Origin of the sequence: Deinococcus sp. (assembly GCF_018260405.1) — a bacterium.
Taxonomy (GTDB): Bacteria; Deinococcota; Deinococci; order Deinococcales; family Deinococcaceae; genus Deinococcus.
Map to the genome: position 1 here is coordinate 1 of NZ_JAGLBG010000119.1, position 5,540 is coordinate 5,540.

Genomic DNA, 5,540 nt, shown 5'->3' on the forward strand with positions numbered 1-5,540 from the left:
GTAGATGTCGCGAGTTCGAATCTCGTCTCCCGCTCCACACAGAAGTTCTCTCGCCCCTCATCTCGAGGGGCATTTTTTATTGCTGTATGGGCTTTAGACAGCCGTACAATGAGGTCTTGTGTTCGAGTTTGATATCCATCACCGTGACGGCCTTGCCCGTGTCTCTTCTTTTCATACACCACGGGGCACAGTAACAACACCCATGTTCATGCCGGTGGGCACACAAGGTACAGTAAAAGGAATCAGCCCAGAGGAACTTCTGAACATCAAGTCGCAGATGATTTTAGGGAATACCTATCACCTGATGTTACGACCTGGCGAAAAGTTGGTTGAGGCGCATTCTGGACTGCCAGGATTCACAGCATATCCAGGACCGTTTCTGACTGACTCTGGCGGGTTTCAAGTCATGAGCCTGGGCCACATGCGTAAGATTACCGAGCACAGTGTGACTTTCAAAAGCCACCTGGACGGCAGCCTAGTGGAACTTTCGCCGGAGCGCAGCATTGAAGTGCAGGAGGCCCTCGGCGCGGATGTGATTATGGCTTTTGACGAATGTCCGCCCTTCCCGGCGGAAATACCTTATATCAGGGCCAGTCTGGAGCGAACCGCCCGCTGGCTTGAGCGGTGCGTGACCGTTAAGAAGAAACCGGAGCAGGCCCTTTTTGCCATTGTGCAGGGCGGAATTCATGAGGAATTGCGGCAGTTGAGCTTAGATCTCACCTTGCCGTTCAACACACCTGGGTTTGCAATTGGTGGTCTGGCAGTAGGAGAGAGCAAAGAAGAAATGTTCCCGGCAGTGGAATTTACGTCACGGCGTCTACCGGAAAGCAAGCCGCGCTACCTAATGGGCGTGGGCCACCCTGAGGATCTGGTTGCAGGGATAGCGCTTGGCGTAGATATGTTCGACTGTGTGTACCCGACCCGTACTGGACGCTTTGGCTATGCGCTGACGGATGATGGTCGCCTTAATCTGAATTCCAGTGCGCCACGTCAGCAGCTTGAGCCGGTGGATGCCGAGTGCGACTGCTACGCCTGCCGCCATTACACACGGGCTTATCTGGCTCACCTATTAAGGGCCGAGGAGATGCTGGCTCCGCGTATGCTTTCGCTGCATAATCTGCGTTACTTGCACCGGCTGGTCGAGCGTGCCAGACAGGCGATCGAACAGGGGCGCTACGCTGAGTGGGCCGATGAGTGGGCAAAGCGGTACTTCAAGGGCAAAGTCCCGGAATGGTTTGCCCACTCAATTCATAGTCGCTAAAATATTGACCTCCCGGTTGCAGCTTCGCCGTCTCCGACGCATTTTGCCAAATGCACTCTTGAATTGTCACTAGCTCCTCGTTCCGCACTCGTCTCATGTAAGCGTCACTATGCAAATGCTGTCAGGCGACTCCAGCCGTCAGGGCGTGTGAAATAGGAACGGACACGTTAACCTGTCAGTAATGACTGATCTCAAACCTCAGCCCACCGATCTGCCGCCAGCTGCCAGGCCCCGGCGTTTATCTCTAGTTACCATACCGCTGCTCATCTCGGTGGCTATCTCGGCCCTGTATCTACTTTTGGTGCCGTTCCTGGGGCCGCACCTCAACGAGATCATGACCGAGTATGACCGGATGAACAAAACCACTACGCCGCCGCTGCCGCCTGAACTGATCAATACGGTCTTGTGGACCAGCTTCTTTTTTCTGGTCATCCTGATTTTATGGCTCTATAACACTTATCGTGCTTTGCTGCTCGGCAAAAGCTGGGGGCGCGTCTCGGCCATTGTGATTGCCGTGTTCAGCCTGCTCAACTTTCCCATTGGAACCATTCTGGGAGTGCTGATGCTTGTCGGCCTCTTCGACCGTGAAGTGACCACTTACGCCAGTAGATAGAACTGCTGGGAACCCTTTAACCTGCGTCGCAATGGGTTAGCTGAGCATCTGCACCTGCCTAGGCTTATCCTGGATTCCGGGTAGACTGAGGACACCTTGATAAACTACCGGCATACTGAGCCTTATTCAGCTCGTCAGTGCGGCAACCGCGTCTGCAACACTCCGTACAGGTAGGTTCCCAGCAGCGCGAACGCCAGCACCACCAGCGCTGGCCAGACCCCCGCACCCAGCAGAACGAAAATCGGGCCGGGGCAAATCCCGGTTAGGCCCCAGCCCACGCCGAAGCACGCGCCGCCCAGCACATACCGCCGCCAGCCGGGGTCTTTGGGCGTGATGCGGATGCTTTCGCCGTTGCGGGTCTGGCCAAAACGCCGAAGCAATTGCGTGGTTATCAGACCTGTAACCACCGCCGAACCCATCAGCCCGAACATGTGGAATGACTCGAAGTGGAACATCTCCTGGAGGCGGTACCAGCTGGCCGCCTCCGACTTGACCAACACCACGCCGAAATAGATTCCGGCCAGCAGGTAGGCCAGCAGCCCAGTGGCGGCGCGAGTTCGGGTCGCGGGTACGGTTGCCGCGCTCATTTAACCAGCCCCAGCAGCAGCGGCAGCAAAAAGTTGGCGCTCAGGATTCCGGTGGCAAAAAAGGCGACGGTGGCGTATAGGCTAGGCAGTTGCAGCGTGCTGAGGCCGGTAATCGCGTGCCCGCTGGTACAGCCGCCGCCGTAGCGCGTGCCAAAGCCAATCAGCAGGCCCGACAGCGCCAGAATCAGCCACACGCCGGGTTTGCTCAGGTTGCGTACCTCGGGCGGCACGAGGCTGGGCTGCACGGTTACGCCCAGTTCGTCCATTGTGTTCAGGCCCGCCGCGCTCAGGTGAACCGGGGTGGGGTTGGCAAAAATGACGCCCGCCAGCAGCCCGCCCAGCACCAGCCCAGCGGCGAACATCAGGTTCCATTTTTCGGCCCGCCAGTCGTATTTAAAGAATCCCGGCTTGACCCGTTCGGGCAGCAGCACGGCACAGAGGTGGCGCAGGTTGCTGGAAATCCCGAAACTCTTGTTGCCCAGCCATAGCATCAGCGGCACGGTCAGGCCAATCAGGGGGCCGCCGACCCACCAGGGCCAGGGCGTTTGCAGAAAATGCACGACGTCGCTCATGGTTTTATTGTTCCCGAAATAGCGGCGGCGGGTGCGGGGCACGGCACCTTTGGCCCAATCTACTGCTGCGCCCTGGCCCAGGCTTCGTAGCCCCCGGCCAGTTCGCTGACCTTGAACCCCTCGGCCCGCAGCAGGCTGGCAGCGGCGCCGCTGCGCGCTCCGCTCTGGCAATGCACCACGATTTCGCGCTCACGGGGCAGTTCGCCCAGTGTCCAGGGCAGGCGTCCGGCGTGCAGTTGCCTGGCACCGGGAATATGGCCGTCGTCATACTCGGTCTTTTTGCGAACATCCAGAATCAGTGCGTCGCCGTGCTGTGGCAATTCGCTGGCTGCAAAGGGTTGCGCCGGTGCAGCAGGCAGATGCTCGGCGGTCTGGACAAAGCCCTGTACCTCGTCTAGGCCCACCATCCACAGGCGGCGGCGCAGGCTTTCGGCGTCTGCGGCAGAGGCCAGCAGCACCAGCGGACGCTCGGGCGTGAGCAGCCAGCCGCTCCAGGTTTCAAAGGTCTTGCCCGCCGGAATGTTCACGCTGTTCACCGGGGCGACGGCGTAGTGCTGCTCCCTGGGACGGGTGTCCAGCAGCCGTGCGCCGCCCTGGAGCTTGCGGGTCACGTCGGCCAGGTCTAGTTCGGCCAGGGGCGCGACCTGACCCAGCAGCGCCGGTCCGTCGCGGTTTTGCGCCTTCATGCGTCCGTAGTACAGCGGGGCGTCGGGTTGGCCGCTCAATAGCTCGGCGGTAAAACCCTGCTCGTCGTTCTTTTCTACAAATCCGGCCCACCAGCTCAGCGCCCGCTCATAGCCCACCGTGGTCGCCGGAACCGCGCCCAGCGACTTGCCACAGGCACTGCCTGAGCCGTGCGCGGGCCACACCTGCACGTAATCCGGCAGGGTCAGAAATTGGTCGCGCAGGCTGCGGAACATCTGCGCCGCGCCTACAAAGCGGGTCTCCACGCCGCCCGCCGCCTCGTCCAGCAGGTCGGGCCTGCCCAGGTCACCGACGAACACAAAATCCCCACTGAACAGCATCACCGGCAGGTCGCCGCGCGGCAGGTCACTGACCAGAAAACTGAGGTGCTCGGGCGTGTGACCGGGGGTATGGCGAGCTTCCACCTTGATATTTCCGACCTTGAAGGTGTCGCCGCAGTGCAATTCTGCGGCCTCAAAGCGGTACAGCCAGCCGGGGCCACCTTCCGCCGACAGCAGCAGTTTCGCGCCTGTCTGCGCGGCCAGTTCTCGGCTGCCCGACAGGTAATCGGCGTGAATGTGCGTCTCGGTAACGTGGGTGATCTCCAGCTTTTGCGACTCCGCCTCGGCTAGATATTGCTGAATATCACGCACTGGGTCAATCACCAGACATTCGCCGGTTTTCTGGCAGCCCACCATGTAGCTGGCCTGCGCCAGATCCTCGTCGTAAAAGCGTTTGAAGAACATAACTGAACCTATACCCCCTATAGGTATATCGTCAACTTAGTGACCATCTTTATCACTTGTCGTGCGCGGCCTTTTGTCCGACAATGTAACCATGTGTGCCTCTATACCCCCCATAACTGTGCCGCCTATTGGCCCAGAAGACGAGAAGCTGCTCAAGCGGCTGCGGCGCGTTGAGGGCCAGGTGCGCGGGATCCAGAAGATGATTGAAGAAGGCCGTGACTGCCACGACATCCTGACCCAGTTCGCGGCAGTTCGCAGCGCCCTGGACACGGCGGGCGAGGGTCTGCTGGAGCAGTACGCCCTGGGCTGCCGCGCCCGCCCTGGCGAGGCCGTTACGCCCAGCGACGTGGTACGGGCCGTGAAGTTGCTGCGGGGGTAGGGGGCTGGCCTGTGGCTTGTCAGGAGGGCATCTCAGTTCGGCCTATCTGTCTGCGGGAAGCCTACGGACTCCGGTTGAGGGGGTGGCAAAACCGTTTAAGCCGGGCCGACTCGTAAAGCTGCGCCGCGTAACTGTAGCCAAGAGCTGCTAGCTACTTAAGTACAACGTGCCCAGACGGACTGCCGACTTAATCTACTTATTTCAGATTCAGTCCGAACGGATGCGAGACGGAAGAATATGGGTTTCGGGGTATGGCGGTACAGGCGGCGTCTTCTTGTGCAGAGCGCCACCCATAAAGGGGCCTGATCCCTGGTCGCCCCGGTCGCGGTCGCGCCCCTCTTGCCAGCCAAAGCCAGATGGTGTATCCTCCGTAGTCGGTGCGCTGTGAGTTGCTTTCATAGCACGGTAGCGCAACGTGCCAGCTTGGCGGGACACCGCCCTGGCGAGATTCAACCCAATGTGGCCCCTGCGCCATCAGAACCCTGCGGTATGCGCGGGGGATGCCCGACCAAAGGGCCGCTTTTGTGTGTAAGTAAAAAGTGCTGAGGCGTACAGGAACCACCGCTTGGAGGGAGTAAGAAACATGGCTAAAGGAACGTTCGAACGCACCAAGCCCCACGTCAACATCGGCACCATTGGACACGTTGACCACGGCAAGACCACCCTGACGGCGGCTATCACCTTCACCGCCGCTTCGG

At 59.9% G+C, this 5,540-nt stretch carries 7 protein-coding genes; 4 read left to right on the forward strand and 3 right to left on the reverse strand.

The window, feature by feature from the left end; translation table 11 throughout:
• Positions 1-118: 118 nt before the first annotated feature.
• Both tgt and QZ269_RS11620 read left to right on the forward strand, forming a co-directional pair.
• Positions 119-1,261, forward strand: a complete 1,143-nt coding sequence (gene tgt / locus QZ269_RS11615; protein WP_291426869.1) for a tRNA guanosine(34) transglycosylase Tgt — start codon at positions 119-121, stop codon at positions 1,259-1,261.
• Between the two features lie 181 nt (positions 1,262-1,442).
• Positions 1,443-1,874, forward strand: coding sequence for a hypothetical protein (locus tag QZ269_RS11620; RefSeq protein WP_291426870.1), 432 nt, complete (start codon positions 1,443-1,445; stop codon positions 1,872-1,874).
• Positions 1,875-2,008: 134 nt separating this feature from the next.
• Here QZ269_RS11620 and QZ269_RS11625 read toward each other — a convergent pair whose 3' ends face one another.
• The 3 genes from QZ269_RS11625 to QZ269_RS11635 are packed head-to-tail and all read right to left on the reverse strand — an operon-like array spanning position 2,009 to position 4,463.
• Positions 2,009-2,461: a YeeE/YedE family protein gene (locus QZ269_RS11625; RefSeq protein WP_291426871.1), complete on the reverse strand. Its 453-nt coding sequence runs from the start codon at positions 2,459-2,461 to the stop codon at positions 2,009-2,011.
• On the reverse strand, positions 2,458-3,033 hold the full coding sequence (locus QZ269_RS11630; protein ID WP_291426872.1) for a YeeE/YedE thiosulfate transporter family protein: 576 nt from the start codon (positions 3,031-3,033) through the stop codon (positions 2,458-2,460). Before QZ269_RS11630 ends, QZ269_RS11625 begins: the two co-directional genes overlap by 4 nt.
• A 59-nt stretch (positions 3,034-3,092) precedes the next feature.
• Positions 3,093-4,463, reverse strand: a complete 1,371-nt coding sequence (locus tag QZ269_RS11635) for a rhodanese-like domain-containing protein (RefSeq protein ID WP_291426873.1) — start codon at positions 4,461-4,463, stop codon at positions 3,093-3,095.
• Between the two features lie 118 nt (positions 4,464-4,581).
• Here QZ269_RS11635 and QZ269_RS11640 point away from each other — a divergent pair, with 118 nt between their 5' ends.
• Together QZ269_RS11640 and QZ269_RS11645 are read left to right on the forward strand one after the other, a co-directional pair.
• Positions 4,582-4,842 (forward strand): metal-sensitive transcriptional regulator, encoded by a 261-nt coding sequence (locus QZ269_RS11640; RefSeq protein ID WP_291426874.1) that lies wholly within the window; start codon positions 4,582-4,584, stop codon positions 4,840-4,842.
• 583 nt (positions 4,843-5,425) lie between these two features.
• The coding region (locus QZ269_RS11645) for a GTP-binding protein (RefSeq protein ID WP_291426875.1) at positions 5,426-5,540 on the forward strand (115 nt) is incomplete at its 3' end.